The 2,045-nt window shown below is 62.0% G+C and carries 3 protein-coding genes; all 3 read right to left on the bottom strand.

Annotated elements, in window-relative coordinates:
* On the bottom strand, positions 1–258 hold a 258-nt coding region (locus AC1DT2_RS21745), incomplete at its 3' end, for a hypothetical protein (protein WP_477298681.1).
* A gap of 124 nt (positions 259–382) precedes the next feature.
* Positions 383–1,129, bottom strand: coding sequence for an SDR family NAD(P)-dependent oxidoreductase (locus AC1DT2_RS21740; RefSeq protein ID WP_477298680.1), 747 nt, complete (start codon positions 1,127–1,129; stop codon positions 383–385).
* A 153-nt stretch (positions 1,130–1,282) separates the two neighbouring features.
* A partial coding sequence (locus AC1DT2_RS21735) for a helix-turn-helix domain-containing protein (RefSeq protein ID WP_477298678.1) occupies positions 1,283–2,045 on the bottom strand: 763 nt, incomplete at its 5' end.

Genomic DNA, 2,045 nt, shown 5'->3' with positions numbered 1-2,045 from the left:
CTGCTTGACCTTGCCCGACAGCGACGTCAGTGCGCCCTGGTCGACCTTATGGAAGATCATCAGGCCATGGGGGTTGGCCACCGTCCAGATTCGGGCCTGGACTTCCAGCCATGGTGCCTTGCGCTTGACGAACGCCATGCCGTCGGCATCGTTCCAATGGCCGAGCGTGTGTTCAAAGCGGGCCGTCGCGAGCTCATAGGGCAGATCGGTGACCTTGGCGATGCGAGTGACCGTGATCTGCTCGGTTCCATAGGACATTGTCGGCTCCGATTGATGTATCTAGACATGGTAGGGGGAGTCCGGCGAACTCGGCTTGATGCTAGCCATCGTTTTGTCCCGTTCCTGCGCCGCAAGAAAGCGACTCCGCAGAAAAGTCCGGCCGTTAAGCATTCATGCCGCCATCGACGGCGATGACGGCCCCGGTGACGAAGCTTGACTCGGGCGATGCGAGGAACGCGACAACCGAGGCGATTTCGTCAACGCGCCCGTAGCGGCCAACGGCTGTCAGTGACTGCAGCCATGCAGCCATGTCAGTATTGAGCGGGTTCATGTCCGTCTCAACCGGTCCCACCGACAGGGCATTGACCGTGATGGCGCGCTTGGCGAGATCCCAGGCAGCTCCTTTGGTAAACCCCTCGACCGCTGCTTTACTCGAAGCGTAGTCGGCAAGCCCCACCGCGCCCACGCGCGTGGCCGAAGACGAAGAAATGTTGATGATGCGGCCATGGTTTTCCATGRTGCGAGCCGCGGCGCGGATCGTCGCAATAGTTCCTTCGGCGTTGATGGCAAAGACGCGCTCTAGCCGATCGTCATCGCCTTGTTCGCAAATGGGGCCCATGTCGAAGATGCCAGCGTTGTTGACCACGACGTCAAGGCGCCCTAGATCCGCGCGCACCCATTCGACCATGTCTTCAACCTGGATGCGGTCGCCCTGGTCTGCACGATAAGCCCGCGCTCGGTTGCCACCTGCTGACAGCTCGTTGACTATCGCGTCTGCAACCTGGGCACTGTGGGTGTAGGTAATGACGACGTCGGCGCCCATCTTTGCCAGACGAAGCGCAATCGCCCGACCGATGCCGCGCGTGCCTCCCGTTACGAGGGCGACCTTCCCTTTGAGAACCAGCGTCATCGGAGCTCTCCCGTGAGTGAAAGAAGGCGTTCGGTGCACCGGTCGCGAACGATGGACATCCTCATCCGCCTTCTATCGTCGGCACTCAACGCTCGGTTCGATAGCAGCAAACCAAACGCTTTGCTCAATCCGATTGCCGAAGGACGGTCAAAATCACTGGGCGCGGTGATCGAAGGACCCGCCGGTCACGTTGACTTCGAACGCGCCGAGCCGCCGGCGCATGCGTCCCCACTTACCGGGTGGCATGCCGGTCAGCCCCGTGAAAACACGAGTGAAGTGACTCTGCGAGGCAAAACCGCACGCCCTTGCGACGTCGGTCAGCGGCAACGCACCCGACGAAATCAGCTGCTTGGCGTGTTCCACCCGGCTGGCAAGCAGCCACCGGTGGGGCGGAACGCCCAGAGTGTGGAAGAACGCTCGCGAGAAGTGGCTTTGCGACAGGCCGCAGGCAGACGCCAATTCGGCGATGGAGAGCTTCCCATCGAGTCGGGATGCGATGAGGTCGGTGGCCAGTTTTGCCTGCCATGGCGACAGTTTAGCGCGCCTCCGCACGAGGTCCGTGCACGGGCCCGAGTAGTTGAGGACCACATGGGCATGGAACGCCAGGGCGATCTGGTCGACGAAGAGCTGGTTCGGTTCGTCGGGGCGGTCGAGCGCCGGCAGCATCGCAAGGGCGAGGTTGTAGAGCACGGGATCCAGCGTGCCGAACTCCGGGCGTGAGAGGCTGCCCGTCATCGTCACGCCCGCGTCGCGCGCGAGCTCCTCCAGCGATGCGCGGGAAATGTAAAACCGCACGAAGTCGAAGGGCGAGCGGAATATGCTGATGGGGTCGCTCTGGAAATTGAATAGATAGAGCCCCGCTGCAGCGCTGCCGCCCCGCTTGACCGTCTTGCCAAGAACTTGGATGTCTGCAGAC

Source organism: Luteibacter sp. P4_E6, assembly GCF_056401535.1.
The sequence above is the reverse complement of the archived record's forward strand: the minus strand, read 5'-3'. Positions and strand labels throughout refer to the sequence as shown.